Raw genomic sequence first — 14,411 nt, forward strand, 5'->3', positions numbered from 1 at the left:
GCCCGCAGTGACGCCCATGGCGATGCGGCGCCCCCTGTTGCGAGCGGTCGGCCCCCTTCTCGGGCTGCTCGTAAGTCCGGCCGGCGGTGCGGCGGCGCCGCCGGCCAACCTCTCGCAGATCGGCGTGTGGAGCACGGCGCTCTACGCCGCGCCGAAGGCACCGCCCCCCCCGGCGTCGCGCAAGGCCCTGCCGCCCGAAGCCCAGTGCATCGCCGCCATTCTCGATGCGGAGAAGGCGGCCGGCATCCACGACCATCTGCTGCTGGCGATGGGCTTCACCGAATCCGGCCGGCGGACGGAGGACCGCCTTTTCACCGCCTGGCCCTGGACGGTCAACACCGAAGGGCGGTCCCACTATTTCCCGACGCGCGACGCGGCAATCGCCTTCGTGCGCGAGACCCAGGCGCGCGGCGTGCAGTCCATCGACGTCGGCTGTCTGCAAGTGAACCTGCGCTGGCACCCCGACGCCTTTCCCGATCTTGTCACCGCCTTCGATCCGGTCGCCAACGCCCGCTATGCCGCGTCCTTCCTGTCGGCGCTGCGGCGCGACCACGGTTCGCTGGAAACGGCCATCGCCCGCTACCACTCGTCCCAGTCCGAACGCGGCGAGGCCTATCGCCAGCGGGTGACCGGCAATTTGCGCTGGGTCGCCGGAGCGCTGGGCTATCTGGAAACGCTGGCGGCGGGACCCTCCGGCTCCGCCCCGGTCTGGACCGCGGCCGAGCGCGGCCGGCTGAGCTTCCTGTCCGGCCTGTTCGCCGACGGCCCGGCCCGGCCGCTGCTGCCGAACCAGTGACAGGCCGGGGAGCAGCTTAAATCCCGGTTTTACCGCGCCGTCCTATCGTTGCCGGACGACCGCCCCATCCCTCGAACCCCGACGGCCTGCCATGACCCTTACCGATCACGTCCGCAGCCGGTTCGGCCTGATCGGCGACATCGGGCTGGCGAACCGCGACGTGCTGTTCGCGGTCGGCATCCTGCTGGTGCTGGCGGTGCTGTTCCTGCCGGTGCCGTCCTGGTTCCTCGATCTCGGGCTGGCGCTGTCCTTCTCGGTCGCGGTGCTGGTGCTGATGGTGTCGCTGTGGATTCCGCGCCCGCTGGACTTCTCGTCCTTCCCCACCGTGCTGCTGGTGGTGACGATGCTGCGGCTGGCGCTGAACATCGCGTCGACCCGCCTGATCCTCAGCGAGGGGCACAACGGCCACGCCGCCGCCGGCCACGTCATCCAGGGCTTCAGCCAGTTCGTGATGGGCGGCAACTTCGTCATCGGCGTGGTGATCTTCTGCATCCTGGTGGTGATCAACTTCGTCGTCATCACCAAGGGCGCCACCCGCATCGCCGAGGTCGGCGCCCGCTTCACGCTGGACGCCATTCCCGGCAAGCAGATGGCGATCGACGCGGATCTCTCCGCCGGCATGATCGACGAGGCCGAGGCGCGCCGCCGCCGCAAGGAGCTGGAGGACGAAAGCACCTTCTACGGCGCGATGGACGGTGCCTCGAAATTCGTGCGCGGCGACGCGGTGGCCGGTCTGGTCATCACCGTCATCAACGTTCTCGGCGGCATGGCCATCGGCATCGCCCAGAAGGGGATGAGCTTCGAGCACGCGGCCTCCATCTACACCACCCTGACGGTGGGCGACGGGCTGGCGACGCAGATCCCGGCGCTGGTGGTGTCGCTGGCCGCCGGCCTGCTGGTGACCAAGGGCGGCAACATCGGCTCGGCCGAAAAGGCGGTGATCGACCAGCTTGGCGCCTATCCAAAGGCGTTGATGGTGGCCTCCGGGCTGCTGGTGGCGCTGGCGATCACGCCGGGGCTGCCGATGGCGCCCTTCCTCGCCATCGGCGCCGCCTTCGCGGTGCTCGGCTGGTACGCGCCGCGCCGCAAGGCCCGCGCCGCGGCGCTCGCCAAGCTGGAGGAAAGCCGCAAGGCGCCCCCCGCCGTCCCGGAAGAGGCGGTGGAGGACATGCTGAAGGTCGACGAGGTGAAGGTGGAGGTCGGCAACCACCTCGTCCCGCTGATCCTCAACAAGAACGGGCCGCTGACCACCAAGGTGAAGACCCTGCGCAAGCGCTTCGCCACCGAGTTCGGCTTCGTCCTGCCGTCGGTGCGCATCAAGGATTCCAGCTTCCTGGCCCCCAAGAGCTACGTCATCAGCATCATGGGGGTGGAGGCGGCGAAGGGGGAGGTGCGGCCCAAGCATCTGCTGGCCATCGATCCGACCGGCGGCGCCGTGCCCGACATCGCCGGCGACCCGACGCGTGAGCCGACCTTCGGCCTGCAGGCCAAATGGATCGACCCCTCCCGCCATGAGGAGGCGGTGGCCAAGGGTTATACGGTGGTCGATCCGGAAAGCGTCATCACCACCCACCTGACCGAGGTCATCAAGGACAACCTGTCCACCCTGCTGACCTTCGCCGCGCTGCAAAAGCTGATCGACGGGCTGGGCCGCGAGTACCAGAAGCTGATCAACGACATGGTGCCGAGCCAGATCTCGCTGGTCGTGCTCCAGCGCGTGCTGCAGCAGCTGTTGTCGGAACGCGTGTCGATCCGCAACCTGCCGGCCATCGTCGAGGCGGTGGCGGAGGCGGTCGGCTGGACCCGCCACATCACGCTGATCACCGAACATGTGCGCATGCGGCTGGGCCAGCAGATCCACCAGGGGCTGGCCGGTCCGGACGGCTTCGTCTCGGTGATCGTTCTCAGCCCGCGCTGGGAGCAGGCGCTGCTCGACCACATCGTGGTGGAGGGCGACGACCGCCGCTTTGCCATGCCGCCCAGCCAGGTGCAGGAGTTCCTGACCGCCGTCCGCCTGAAAATCCAGAAGCACGCCACCTCGCAGGTCTGGCCCGCCCTGCTGGTGGGGGCGGAGGTGCGGCCCTTCGTCCGCTCCCTGCTGGAGCGGGTCAGCCCGATGACGCCGGTGCTGAGCCATGCCGAGCTGCACCGCAAGGCGTCGCTCAAGACCATCGATCAGGTTTAGGCCGATGGATGCGCTCAGCCAGGTCCTGACCCTGGAGATCTACCGCGGGCTCCTGGTGCTGGCACGGGTGGCGGCGGCCATCGGGCTGCTGCCGGGCTTCGGCGAGGCGGCGGTGCCGATGCGCATCCGGGCGGTGCTGGCGATCATCGTCACGCTGGTGCTGCTGCCGGGGGTGGATGGGCTGCCCGACCGCATGCCCGGCCAGCCGGTGGAGATGCTGCGGGAGTTGGCGGGCGAAACCTTGGTCGGCGCCTATCTGGGGCTCGGCGCCCGGCTGTTCATGGCCGCGCTGCAGACCGCCGGCGCCTTGGCGGCGCAGGTCGTTGGCCTTAGCAACCCGTTCTCGATGGAGGCGGCGGGGTTCGAGGGCGGGTCGGTGTTGTCCGGCGTGCTGCTGATCGGCGGGCTGGCGCTGCTGTTTGCGTCCGACGTGCATTACCTGATGATCGGTGCGCTGGTCCGCTCCTACGGTTCCTGGCCGGCGGGGGTGTTCCCGGATCTCGGCATGGTCGCCCAGCGCTTCGCCGAGCTGCTGGCGACCACCTTCCGGCTGGGGGTGGGGCTGGCGGCGCCCTTCATCCTCTACGGGCTGGTGATGAATGTGGCGCTGGGGCTGGTCAACCGGGTCATGCCGGCGATGCCCGTCTATTTCGTCGCGACGCCGGGTGTGCTGATGGTGGGCATGGGCCTGTTCATGGCGACCGCCGGGGCGATGCTGACCGCCTTCGTCGCCACGCTCGGCGGCTGGCTCTCGGGATCCTGACCGATGGCGGAGCAGGACGACGAGCAGAAAACAGAGGAACCGACAGAGAAACGCCTGCGCGAGGCGGCGGAGAAGGGCGACGTCCCCCGCGCCCGCGACGTCGGCCTTCTGTCCGCGATGGTGGCGGCCTGGATGATCGTGCTGATGGCGGCACCCGGCGTGTCGTCGCAGCTGTCGGGCCTGCTGCTGCCGCTGATCGAGAATCCCGACGACATCCGCATCGACGGCAGCGCCATCGACGTCATCCACAGCCTGCATTGGCTGATCGTCGGCGCTGCGGGGGCTCTGCTGCCGGTGCTGGGCATCCTGTTGGGTGGGGTGGTGGTTTCGGCGCTGGGGCAGGGACCCTTTCTGGTCGCGTCCGACCGCATCCGGCCGAAATGGTCGCACCTGTCGCCCGCCTCGGGCTGGAAGCGGATGGCCGGCCGGCCGGCGCTGGTCGAATTCGTCAAGAGCCTGGTCAAGCTCGCCATCATCAGTTTCGCGGCCTGGCACGCGCTGGCGCCCTACATCGCATGGACGGAGGATACTGTGGGCATGGACGTCGCCGGATTGCCCAACCTGCTGCGGGACGTGACCTTGCGGCTGCTGCTGGCGGTCCTGCTGGCGACCGTCCTGATGGCGGCGGTGGACGTGCTGTGGAACCGCCTGGAATGGCGCCGCCGCCTGCGCATGAGCCACCAGGAGATCAAGGACGAATTCAAGCAGATCGAGGGTGACCCCCACGCCAAGGCCCGCCTGCGCGACATCCGCCGCTTGCGCTCCAAGAAGCGGATGATGGCGAACGTCCCGCGGGCGACGGTGGTCATCACCAACCCCACCCATTTCGCCGTGGCGCTGGACTATGAGCGTGGCCGCACCGCCGCTCCCATCTGCCTCGCCAAGGGTGCCGACCTGATTGCGCTGCGCATCCGCGCGCTGGCCCAGGAGCACAACATTCCCATCGTCGAGAATCCGCCGCTTGCCCGCGCCCTCCACGCCTCGGCGGAGGTCGATGCGGCCATCCCGCTCCAGCATTACCAGGCGGTGGCGGAGGTCATCACCTATGTGCTGAAGCTGAAGGGCGGTCTGGCGCGGCGGGGGTAAGAAAGGGGGTAAGCCCCCCTTGCCATCCCGCCGGTCCCGTGCCAGGAACGGTGGCACCAGTTCGTGACGTGATGGGAATCCCGATGCCGCCGCTTTCCGCAAAGCCCGCTGCCAAAGCCGCCCCCAAATCGGCCGCCGGGTCGCTGGCAGGCTTCTGCCCCTGGGCGGGAGAGGAGGGCGTTCGGGTCTATCTTCGCCCGGTCGGGCTGATGCCCATCGCCGCCTGGGCCAAGGGGGCTGCGGTGCCGCTGGCCGGCGGACGCTTCGCCTTCTCGACCGCCGAACTGATCGTGCGCGACGGCCTGCAAGATGGGGCCTCCCGCATCGACCGCGCCTTCGCGCCGCTGTCGGAGATCATGGCCTGGGGCTGGGAGCGGTCGCGCGCGGTGGCGGAGGCGCTGGACCGCCAGCTCGGTGCCCTGACCCGCGCCCGCGCGCCCTTCGCCGGGCTGGCGACCGACCGGCCGCTCATCATGGCCATCGTCAACGTCACGCCGGACAGCTTCTCCGACGGGGGCGACTTCCTCGACCCCTCCGCCGCCATCGACCATGGCGAGGCGATGCTGGCGGCCGGCGCCGACATCCTGGACATCGGCGGCGAATCCACCCGCCCCGGCGCCGATCCGGTCGCGCCGGAGGAGGAGGAACGGCGCGTCCTGCCGGTGATCCGTCATTTCGCCGCGAAAGGGGCCGCCGTCTCGGTCGATACCCGCCACGCCAGCGTGATGGAGAGCGCCGCCGCGGCCGGCGCCCGCATCGTCAACGACATCGCCGGGCTGTCCGATCCGGACGCGCTGCCGGTGGTCGCAAGAACCGGCACCCCGGTGGTGGTGATGCACATGCAGGGCGAGCCCGGCACCATGCAGGCCAACCCGACCTACCGCGACGCTGCGCTGGACGTGTTCGACTGGCTGGAGGAGCGGATCGCCCGCTGCGCCGCCGCCGGCGTGACCCCGGAGCGTATCGCCATCGATCCCGGCATCGGCTTCGGCAAGAGGACGGAGCACAATCTGGAGATCCTGCGCCACACCTCGCTGTACCATGCACTTGGCTGTACGGTGCTGATCGGGCTGTCGCGCAAGGGCTTCATCGGCCGCCTGTCGCGCGAGGAGCCGCCGAAGGAGCGGCTGCCCGGCTCGCTCGCCGCCGGGCTGGAGACGCTGAACCAGGGCGCTCAGATCCTGCGCGTCCACGACGTGGCCGAAACGGCGCAGGCCCGAGCCTTGTGGGAGGGGCTGCATCCCCGGTAAGCTCGCCTGCAACCCTTTCGCGCAGCCGCCGAAGGGAGCTTGACCCGGCCGGTCAGCCGCGCGAAGAAACATCCTTCGCTTGCGCTTTCGGCCCCGAACCCCGACATCCGGGCCTGAAGACGGTTCCTGCACGAGGCTTTCATGACGCGACACCTGTTCGGCACCGACGGCATCCGTGGCACCGCCAACATCGACCCGATGACCGCCGAAACGGCCCTGCGCGTGGCGATGGCGACCGCGCTGCAGTTCCGCCGCGGCGACCACCGGCACCGGGTGGTGATCGGCAAGGACACCCGGCTGTCCGGCTATCTGCTGGAACCGGCGCTGACCGCCGGCTTCATCTCCATGGGGATGGACGTGGTGCTGGTCGGGCCGCTGCCGACCCCGGCGGTCGCCATGCTGACCCGGTCCTTGCGGGCCGACATGGGCGTGGTGATCTCCGCGTCGCACAACCCCTATCAGGACAACGGCATCAAGCTGTTCGGCCCCGACGGCTACAAGCTGTCGGACGAGGTCGAGGCGGCCATCGAGCGGCGCATGGCGCTGCCCTTCGCCCCCGACCTCGCCGGCCCCGCCGATCTCGGCCGCGCCAGCCGGCTGGACGACGCCACCGGCCGCTACATCGAGTATGTGAAGAACACCTTCCCGCGCGGGCTGCGGCTGGATGGGCTGAAGATCGTCGTCGATTGCGCCAACGGCGCCGCCTACAAGGTCGCGCCCAAGGTGCTGTACGAGCTGGGGGCCGACGTGGTTCCGGTCGGCGTCAGCCCCGACGGCACCAACATCAACAAGGGCTGCGGCGCAACATCCACCCAGACCCTGCAGGAGCAGGTGGTGGCCCACGGCGCCCATCTGGGCATCGCGCTGGACGGCGACGCCGACCGCCTCATCATGGTGGACGAGGCCGGGCGTCCCATCGACGGCGACCAGCTGATGAGCCTGATCGCCACCTCCTGGGCGCGGTCGCAGACCCTGCGCGGCGGCGGCGTCGTCGCCACCGTCATGTCCAACCTGGGGATGGAGCGCCATCTCGGCGGGCTCGGCCTGCATCTGGCCCGCACGCCGGTGGGCGACCGCTACGTCGTCGAGATGATGCGCGAGCGCGGCTACAATGTCGGCGGCGAGCAGTCGGGGCATGTGGTGCTGTCCGACTATTCCACCACCGGCGACGGGCTGATCGCCGCGCTTCAGGTGCTGGCGGTGCTGATCCAGGCCGAGGGCCGCTCGGCCAGCGAGGTCTGCCGCGTCTTCGATCCGGTGCCGCAGAAGCTGACCAACATCCGCTTCGCCGCCGGAAGCAAGCCGCTGGAGGATGCCGCCGTCCAGCAGGCGATCAAGGAGGGCGAGGCGCGGCTGGCGTCGAGCGGCCGCGTCCTGATCCGCAAGTCGGGCACCGAGCCGCTGATCCGCGTGATGGCGGAGGGCGACGACGAGGCGCTGGTCCATGGCGTGGTCGGCGACATCGCCGAGGCCATCCGCGCCAGCGCCACCCGCAGCCTGGAGGCCGCGCAATGACCGGCGGCTCCGAAATGACCGGCTCGGTGAAAGGCCGCGTCCTGATCGTCGCCGGGTCGGATTCCGGTGGCGGTGCCGGCATCCAGGCCGACATCAAGGCGGTCAGCGCGCTCGGCGCCTTTGCCTCGACCGCCATCGCCGCGCTGACGGCGCAGAACACCACCGGGGTCTATGGCGTGGTGCCGGTCGATCCCGCCTTCGTCGCCCTGCAGATGAAGGTGGTGCTGGAGGATATCGGCGCCGATGCCGTGAAGATCGGCATGCTCGCCAACGCCCCCGTCATCGAGGCGGTGGCGGCGGAGTATGAGGCGCGCGCGGTCAACGTGCCGCTGGTGCTCGATCCGGTGATGATCGCCAAGAGCGGCCATCATCTGCTCGATCCCGATGCCGTGGTGACGCTGCGCAAGCGCCTGCTGCCACTGGCCGAGGTGGTGACGCCCAACCTGCCGGAGGCGGAGGCGCTGACCGACCTGCCGATCCGCGACCTGGACGACATGCGCCGCGCGGCGGAACTGATGCTGAGCTTCGGCCCGAAATCGGTGCTGTTGAAGGGCGGACACCTGGAGGACGACAGCCTCTACGACCTGCTGCTGACCGAGGAGGGCGAGACAGTCTTCCAGGGCAAGCGCGTCCACACGCCGCACACCCATGGCACCGGCTGCACCCTATCCTCGGCCATCGCCGCGGGGCTGGCGCAGGGGCTTGGCACGCGCGACGCGGTGGCGCGGGCGCGGCGTTACGTGGAGACGGCGATCCTGACCGCGCCGGGTCTGGGCCACGGGCATGGGCCCCTCAACCACCTGCACACGGTGCGGGAGTTCTCGTAAATGGGGGGTGCTCGGCCCCCTCCCTAACCCTCTCCCCTACCTGCGGTGGGGGAGGGAGGGGGCATCGTGTGTCCACAACGCCCCCCAAACATTACTTGCTGTAGTCGTAGAACCCGCGGCCGGTCTTGCGGCCGAGATAGCCGGCGTCGACCATTTCCTTCAGCAGCGGGGCCGGACGGTACTTCGGGTCGTTGAAGCCTTCATAGAAGACCTCCATCACCGACAGCATGGTGTCGAGACCGATCAGGTCGGCGAGCGCCAACGGGCCGATCGGGTGGTTGCAGCCCGCCTTCATGCCGGCGTCGATATCCTCGGCGGTGGCGATGCCTTCCTGCAGCGCGAAGATCGCCTCGTTGATCATCGGGCAGAGGATGCGGTTGACGGCGAAGCCGGGGCTGTTCTTGGCGGTGATCGGCGACTTGCCGACGCGCTTGGCGAAGGCCATCGCCTTGGCGTGGGTGTCGTCGCTGGTCTGGATGCCGCGGATGATCTCCAAGAGCGCCATCAGCGGCACCGGGTTGAAGAAATGCAGGCCGATGAAGCGGTCCGGACGGTCGGTGGCCGTCGCCAGCTTGGTGATGGAGATCGACGAGGTGTTGGTGGCGACCAGCGCTTCCGGCTTCAGGGTCGCGCAGAGATCCTTCAGGATCTTGACCTTCAGATCCTCGTTCTCGGTCGCGGCCTCGATCACCAGATCGCAGTTGGCCAGCTTCGACTTGTCGGTGGTGGCGGTGATGCGCGCCAGGGCCGCCTCGCGGTCGGCCGCCGTCATCTTCTCCTTCTTGACCAGACGGTCCAGGCTGCCGCCGACGGTCGACAGGCCGCGCTGCACCGCTTCCTCGGAGATGTCGGTCATCACCACCGTCAGGCCGGCGACGGCGCAGACCTGGGCGATGCCGTTGCCCATCTGTCCGGCGCCGATGACGCCGATGGTCTCGATTCCCATGCTCTCGGCCATTGTTCCTTGCCCCTATTGGTTGGCGGTTGCGTTGGTTCGCAGGTGCAGCAAGTTCTACACGGTTTTTCGTTGCGCTGCGATGACTTGTCGTATGCGGCACGGTGACCTTCCGGCCGGCGCGGCGTCCTGCCGCAGGGAAGGGAATTTGCCAACCCGGTGGTTGTTGGCCGCCGATCCGGGCCGGTTCGACCAGGCAATTCGAAGGGCGCCCCGTCCTATTCGCGTCAGAGCTTCACCGCCTCCTCGCCGATGCGCTGGCGCAGCCAGCTGTGGGAGGGGGAGCCGGTGTTGCGCCGATGCCAGATCATCGACACCTCGTAATCGCCGACATCGAAGGGCAGGGGGCTGGTGGCGAGCCCCAGCGCATCGGCGCACAGGCTGGCCAGCCGGGCGGGCAGGGAGGTCAGCATCGGCGCCCGCGTCAGGATCATCGGGATCGCCAGGAACTGGGTGGTGGAGGCCGCCACCCGCCGCCGGGTGCCGAGCGCCGCCAGCTCGTCGTCGATGAAGCTGGTCATGCCGCCGCGCAGCGACGGCATCAGGTGCGGATAGCGGGTGTAATCCTCCAGCCCGATGGGCGGGGTGACCGGCACGAGATCCGGGTTGTACAGGCAGACATGGGTCTCCCGGTACAGCACCTGACGGTCGTGCCAGCGCCGCAGTTCCGGCAGATAGCCGATGGCCAGATCGAGCGTGCCGTCATCCAGCGCGTCCAGCATGGCGTCGGGATCGAGGCTGCGCAGGGCGACCGACACGCGCAGATCACCCTCGGCCGCGTCGCGCAGGATGCCGGTCAGCAGGACCGCCTGCATCGAATCGGAGGTGGAGATGCTGAAGCTCCGCTCCTCCCGCTGCGGGTCGAAATCCTCCGCCGCCGACAGGGCGCGGGCGGCTCCCACCAGCAGGTCGCGCAGAGGTTCCGCCAGCCGCTGGGCGCGCGGCGTCGGCTCCATCCGGTTGCCGGTGCGCACGAACAGGGGATCGCCGATCAGCGTGCGCAGCCGGGCCAGGGCGTGGCTGACCGCAGACTGGCTGACGCCCAGCGCCTCGGCCGCGCGGGAGACGTTGCGGGTTTCGAGCAGCGCGTCGAACACCTTGATCAGGTTCAGGTCGAGCGCCGGGTTATGAATTGCTTTCATGACGATATGAACCAAAGCCTCCTAGTTCATTGTGCACTAGACGGTGTATTCTGTCGAGACAGAGCTGGTTCAGCAGCCAAACAATCAAAAATCCTGATCCGTAGCCGCCATTCGTAGCCAAGGCCCGCAACCGGGCAGCGGACCTGCCGTCGTCACCACATGGCGGCGGTTCCGTTCAGGGAGAAAGAGGCAAGAGCCATGATTCGCATCAACGTCAACGGCGAGGACCGTCAGGTCGACGTGCCCGAGGACATGCCCCTCCTGTGGGTTCTGCGGGACGAGCTGAACATGACCGGCACCAAGTTCGGCTGCGGCGTCGCCCAGTGCGGCGCCTGCACCGTCCATGTCGACGGCACGCCGACCCGCGCCTGCCAGACCCCGGTCGGCATGCTGGGTCCGGACAGCAAAGTCACCACCATCGAAGGCGTGAAGGGCAAGGCGGCGCAGGCCGTCCAGGCGGCTTGGCAGAAGCTGGACGTCGTCCAGTGCGGCTATTGCCAGTCGGGCCAGATCATGAGCGCGGTCGCGCTGCTGACCGACAACCAGAACCCGACCGACCAGGACATCGACGCGGCGATGGACGGCAATGTCTGCCGCTGCGCCACCTATGTCCGCATCCGCGCGGCGGTCAAGGATGCCGCCCAGACGATGAGGGCCTGATCCATGCTGCATCATCTGATCCGTCAGGCCGCCCACAATGGGTTCGGCGAACCCCTCGCGCTGCGGCCGCTGACGGCCCCGTCGCGCCGCGGTTTCCTGAAGGCCATCGGCGCCGGGGCCGGCGCGCTGGTCGTCGGCGCGCATCTGCCGATGCCGGCGCTGGCGGCGGAGGCCGCTCCGAAGATCGTCGGTCCGGCCGACCCGCGTCCGCATGCCTTCATCATCGTGGCGCCGGACAACACGGTCACCGTGCTGGCCAAGCATCTCGACAAGGGCCAGGGCATCGTCACCGGCATCGCCACCATCGCGGCGGAGGAGCTTGACGCCGACTGGGCCCAGGTGCGCGGCGCCTTCGCCCCGGCCGACAGCAAGCTGTACGCCAACCACTTCTTCGGCATCCAGGGCACCGGCGGTTCCACCGCCGTCGCCAACAGCTGGGACGAGCTGCGGATGGCTGGTGCGGCCGCCCGCGCCATGCTGGTCGCCGCGGCTGCCGCCCGCTGGACCGTACCGGCCGGCGAGGTGACGGTGTCGAAGGGCGTCGTCCGCCATGCGGCGAGCAACCGCAGCCTCACCTTCGGCGAACTGGCGGAGGCGGCGGCGAAGCTGCCGGTGCCGCAGCAGGTCAAGCTGAAGGACCCCAAGGACTATGTGCTGATCGGCAAGCCGGATCTGCACCGGCTCGACCACATCAGCAAGACCGACGGCACCGCCATCTTCTCGATGGACATCCGCCGCCCCGGTCAGGTGACGGCGGTTCTGGCCCGCAGCCCGCGCTTCGGCGGCACGGTGAAGAGCGTCGACGACGCGGCGGCCCGCAAGGTGCCGGGCGTGATCGAGGTGGTGAGCCTGCCGGTCGGCGTCGCGGTGATCGCAAAAAACACCTGGGCCGCCATGAAGGGCCGCGAGGCGCTGACGGTCACCTGGGACGATGCCAAGGCCGAGATGCGCGGCACCGACGCCATGCTGGCCGACTACCGCAAGCTGGCCGACCGGCCGGGTGCGGTCGCCGCCGGCAAGGGCGATGCCGACAAGGCCTTCGCCGAGGCGTCGTCCAAAGGCGGGCATGTGGTGGAAGGAGACTTCGTCTTCCCCTACCTCGCCCATGCGCCGATGGAGCCGCTGAACGCCGTGGTGGCGCTGAACCCGGAGGGTGGCTGCACCATCTGGGCCGGCTCCCAGTTCCAGACGGTCGAACAGATGGTCGCCGCGCATATCCTGGGCTGCAAGCCGGAACAGGTGAAGATCGAGACCCAGTGGGCCGGCGGCAGCTTCGGCCGGCGGGCCACCACCAACGCCGACTACATCGCCGAAGCGGTGATGATCGCCAAGGCCTATCCCAAGGCCCCGGTGCATCTGGTCTGGACGCGCGAGGACGACATCAAGGGCGGCCGCTACCGCCCGCTGTTCCTGCACCGGATCAAGGCCGCGGTGGATGCCAAGGGCGCCCTGGTCGCCTGGAAGCAGCGCATCGTCGGCCAGAGCTTCATGGCCGGCACGCCGTTCGAGGCGGTGATGGTCAAGAACGGCGTCGACGCGACGATGGTCGAGGGGGCGTCGGACATGGCCTATGCCGTGCCGAATCTGGCGGTGGACGCCCACACCGTCGCCTCGCCGGTCACCACCCTGTGGTGGCGGTCGGTCGGGCACACCCACACCGCCTATTCCAAGGAGGTGATGATCGACCGGCTCGCGAAGGCGGCCGGCAAGGATCCGGTGGCCTTCCGGCTGGAGATGCTGAAGGACCATCCGCGTCTGGCCGGCGTGCTGAAGCTGGCGGCGGAGAAGGCCGGCTGGGGCCAGCCCATGCCGCAGGGCAAGGGCCGCGGCGTGGCGGTGCATGAGAGCTTCAACACCTATGTCGCCCATGTCGCCGACGTGACGGTCGATGGCAAGGGGCAGGTCAAGGTCGACCGGGTCGTCGTTGCCATCGACTGCGGTCAGGTCATCAACCCCGACATCGTCAAGGCGCAGATGGAGGGCGGCACGGGCTGGGGCATCGGCCATGCGCTGCGCGGCGAGATCACCATGACCGACGGCGTGGTGGATCAGGCCAACTTCGACAGCTACCTGCCGATGCGGATGTCGGACATGCCGGCGGTGGAGGTCCACATCGTGCCGTCCGGCGAACGGCCGACCGGCGCCGGCGAACCGGGTGTCCCGACCGCCGCACCCGCGGTGGCCAACGCCGTCTTCTCGGTGACCGGCCAGCCGCAGCAGACGCTGCCCTTCAGCCGCGGCGGCATCGTCAGCTGAGACGGGGCAGCTAAGGCGGGGCCGGCCCGCATCGGACCGGCGGCGACGGAAGTCTCCGCCGGTTCTTTTTTGCGTGTCGGTTCGATGCGCAGAAGCCGGGCGACCAGACCGGTCTCCGGCGCGGGCAATGGGTCGTAAGGGATGCTGTGTCGGTCCATGGCGGTCATGCGGCGCACAGCATGGCTCAAGGCCGTTTCCGCATCCTCGCCTTTCCCGGAGATTCGCCGGGGCAGGGGGATTGCCCCCCGCCGCCGCCCGCTCCCGGTCGATACTCTCCGTCCGGACAGTTATCTCTAGCGACTAGGCAGGAATTGCGGTCGCGGCATTTCTGACAAGACGCCCATCGATTCACTTCTTATGAGATTAAATTGTCAGTGCATTCTCTTATTTTGCGTATAATGAAGGAAATTTTCCCGTTGAAAGGCATTTGGCGATGACCGCACCGAAGCCGGCGCCGAACACCGTCCTGCTGATCCGCCATGGCGAAAAGCCGGATGACGACACCGACCCCAACCTGTCGGCGAAGGGCTGGCAGCGCGCCTGCTCCATCACCAGGACGCTGCCCGATCTGGTTCCGACGGGAGCTCCGGCCATTTCGGCGGTGGTGGCGACGGCACCTTCGCCGCACAGCGTCCGGCCGATCGAAACGGTGACGCCGATCAGTCTGATCCGCGCCTTGCCGCTGGCCCACACGATTGCCGACGATGATGTCGCCAAGGTTCCGGCGCTTCTGAGCGGTGCGCCCTACACCGGCGCCACCGTTCTGATCTGCTGGCATCACGGCAAGCTGCCGGAACTGGCACTGGCACTCGGTGCCCCGGCCGATCAGGTTCCGAAAAAATGGGAGGGTGACGATTTCCACACCGTCTGGATCCTGCGCTATGACGCCGACGGCGCGGTCAGCTTCACGATAACGCGCCAGCCGCATCTCGAGGCTGTTGCATAGCATCGTTGGATAGGTTCCCATTGATGCGAT

12 protein-coding genes are annotated in these 14,411 nt (G+C 68.7%); 10 read left to right on the top strand and 2 right to left on the bottom strand.

Going from position 1 to position 14,411, the window contains the following annotated elements:
• The first annotated feature begins 16 nt into the window (after nt 1–16).
• From A6A40_RS13020 to thiD, 7 genes are all read left to right on the top strand, one after another.
• Nucleotides 17–796 (top strand): lysozyme family protein, encoded by a 780-nt coding sequence (locus A6A40_RS13020; protein ID WP_063635757.1) that lies wholly within the window; start codon nt 17–19, stop codon nt 794–796.
• A gap of 91 nt (nt 797–887) precedes the next feature.
• A complete protein-coding gene (gene flhA, locus A6A40_RS13025) occupies nt 888–2,981 on the top strand; it encodes a flagellar biosynthesis protein FlhA (protein ID WP_063635758.1) in 2,094 nt (697 codons plus the stop codon).
• A 4-nt stretch (nt 2,982–2,985) separates the two neighbouring features.
• Nucleotides 2,986–3,744 carry a flagellar biosynthetic protein FliR gene (locus tag A6A40_RS13030; protein ID WP_063635759.1) on the top strand — a complete coding sequence of 253 codons (759 nt, stop codon included), beginning with the start codon at nt 2,986–2,988 and terminating at the stop codon, nt 3,742–3,744.
• 3 nt (nt 3,745–3,747) lie between these two features.
• Entirely contained in the window at nt 3,748–4,830 is a 1,083-nt protein-coding gene (locus A6A40_RS13035; protein ID WP_063635760.1) for an EscU/YscU/HrcU family type III secretion system export apparatus switch protein, read from the top strand.
• An 83-nt stretch (nt 4,831–4,913) separates the two neighbouring features.
• Nucleotides 4,914–6,080 carry a dihydropteroate synthase gene (gene folP, locus A6A40_RS13040; RefSeq protein WP_063635761.1) on the top strand — a complete coding sequence of 389 codons (1,167 nt, stop codon included), beginning with the start codon at nt 4,914–4,916 and terminating at the stop codon, nt 6,078–6,080.
• Between the two features lie 141 nt (nt 6,081–6,221).
• The gene (glmM, locus tag A6A40_RS13045) at nt 6,222–7,595 is read left to right on the top strand and encodes a phosphoglucosamine mutase (protein WP_063635762.1); all 1,374 of its coding nucleotides are present in this window, start codon (nt 6,222–6,224) and stop codon (nt 7,593–7,595) included.
• The gene (gene thiD / locus A6A40_RS13050; RefSeq protein WP_108546667.1) at nt 7,592–8,422 is read left to right on the top strand and encodes a bifunctional hydroxymethylpyrimidine kinase/phosphomethylpyrimidine kinase; all 831 of its coding nucleotides are present in this window, start codon (nt 7,592–7,594) and stop codon (nt 8,420–8,422) included. The genes glmM and thiD overlap by 4 nt, the downstream gene beginning before the upstream one ends.
• A 91-nt stretch (nt 8,423–8,513) precedes the next feature.
• Here the strand turns inward: thiD and A6A40_RS13055 are convergent, their stop codons facing one another.
• Nucleotides 8,514–9,380 carry a 3-hydroxybutyryl-CoA dehydrogenase gene (locus A6A40_RS13055; RefSeq protein WP_174718514.1) on the bottom strand — a complete coding sequence of 289 codons (867 nt, stop codon included), beginning with the start codon at nt 9,378–9,380 and terminating at the stop codon, nt 8,514–8,516.
• A gap of 224 nt (nt 9,381–9,604) precedes the next feature.
• The gene (locus A6A40_RS13060; RefSeq protein ID WP_063635763.1) at nt 9,605–10,519 is read right to left on the bottom strand and encodes a LysR family transcriptional regulator; all 915 of its coding nucleotides are present in this window, start codon (nt 10,517–10,519) and stop codon (nt 9,605–9,607) included.
• A 198-nt stretch (nt 10,520–10,717) separates the two neighbouring features.
• Between A6A40_RS13060 and A6A40_RS13065 the strand changes: the two genes are divergently transcribed.
• From A6A40_RS13065 to A6A40_RS13075, 3 genes are all read left to right on the top strand, one after another.
• A complete protein-coding gene (locus A6A40_RS13065) occupies nt 10,718–11,179 on the top strand; it encodes a (2Fe-2S)-binding protein (protein WP_063635764.1) in 462 nt (153 codons plus the stop codon).
• Between the two features lie 3 nt (nt 11,180–11,182).
• Nucleotides 11,183–13,435 carry a xanthine dehydrogenase family protein molybdopterin-binding subunit gene (locus tag A6A40_RS13070; RefSeq protein ID WP_174718515.1) on the top strand — a complete coding sequence of 751 codons (2,253 nt, stop codon included), beginning with the start codon at nt 11,183–11,185 and terminating at the stop codon, nt 13,433–13,435.
• Nucleotides 13,436–13,868: 433 nt separating this feature from the next.
• Entirely contained in the window at nt 13,869–14,381 is a 513-nt protein-coding gene (locus tag A6A40_RS13075) for a hypothetical protein (protein ID WP_063635765.1), read from the top strand.
• Nucleotides 14,382–14,411: the final 30 nt, after the last annotated feature.

Origin of the sequence: Azospirillum humicireducens (assembly GCF_001639105.2) — a bacterium.
In the GTDB taxonomy this organism is placed as follows: Bacteria; Pseudomonadota; Alphaproteobacteria; order Azospirillales; family Azospirillaceae; genus Azospirillum; species Azospirillum humicireducens.

Bases quoted from the DNA above. Each gene is read 5' to 3' on its own strand.
- A6A40_RS13030 (WP_063635759.1), top strand. From the start codon at position 2,986: ATGGATGCGCTCAGCCAGGTCCTGACCCTGGAGATCTACCGCGGGCTC.
- A6A40_RS13060 (WP_063635763.1), bottom strand. From the start codon at position 10,519: ATGAAAGCAATTCATAACCCGGCGCTCGACCTGAACCTGATCAAGGTG.
- folP (WP_063635761.1), top strand. From the start codon at position 4,914: ATGCCGCCGCTTTCCGCAAAGCCCGCTGCCAAAGCCGCCCCCAAATCG.
- thiD (WP_108546667.1), top strand. From the start codon at position 7,592: ATGACCGGCGGCTCCGAAATGACCGGCTCGGTGAAAGGCCGCGTCCTG.
- A6A40_RS13035 (WP_063635760.1), top strand. From the start codon at position 3,748: ATGGCGGAGCAGGACGACGAGCAGAAAACAGAGGAACCGACAGAGAAA.
- A6A40_RS13020 (WP_063635757.1), top strand. From the start codon at position 17: ATGGCGATGCGGCGCCCCCTGTTGCGAGCGGTCGGCCCCCTTCTCGGG.
- A6A40_RS13075 (WP_063635765.1), top strand. From the start codon at position 13,869: ATGACCGCACCGAAGCCGGCGCCGAACACCGTCCTGCTGATCCGCCAT.
- A6A40_RS13070 (WP_174718515.1), top strand. From the start codon at position 11,183: ATGCTGCATCATCTGATCCGTCAGGCCGCCCACAATGGGTTCGGCGAA.
- glmM (WP_063635762.1), top strand. From the start codon at position 6,222: ATGACGCGACACCTGTTCGGCACCGACGGCATCCGTGGCACCGCCAAC.
- flhA (WP_063635758.1), top strand. From the start codon at position 888: ATGACCCTTACCGATCACGTCCGCAGCCGGTTCGGCCTGATCGGCGAC.
- A6A40_RS13065 (WP_063635764.1), top strand. From the start codon at position 10,718: ATGATTCGCATCAACGTCAACGGCGAGGACCGTCAGGTCGACGTGCCC.
- A6A40_RS13055 (WP_174718514.1), bottom strand. From the start codon at position 9,380: ATGGCCGAGAGCATGGGAATCGAGACCATCGGCGTCATCGGCGCCGGA.